Here is a 231-nt window from a genome sequence, read left to right as displayed (position 1 = left end):
CAACAAATGAATTATTTGTATCAACTAGGGCATCCGCACCAAGAATCATCCCTGCTTCAAGCGAATAAACCTCATCTTGATATCTCACAGTTGCATCACTGCCTGAGACATACCTTACAATACAAGGATTGTTTCCTTTTTGGAAATCACCAATTTTTGTGTAGTGACACTCATGATTTCCGATATCATCAATAGTAGTATATAAACCAACAATATTATTCATTATAATCC

The 231-nt window shown here is 35.1% G+C and carries 1 protein-coding gene; it reads right to left on the bottom strand.

The window, feature by feature from the left end; translation table 11 throughout:
• Positions 1-231: hypothetical protein (locus B0E34_RS22670; RefSeq protein WP_228423001.1), on the bottom strand; the 231-nt coding region annotated here is incomplete at both ends.

This window comes from Chryseobacterium mucoviscidosis, assembly GCF_002177115.1.
GTDB lineage: Bacteria > Bacteroidota > Bacteroidia > Flavobacteriales > Weeksellaceae > Chryseobacterium > Chryseobacterium mucoviscidosis.
The sequence above is the reverse complement of the archived record's forward strand: the minus strand, read 5'-3'. Positions and strand labels throughout refer to the sequence as shown.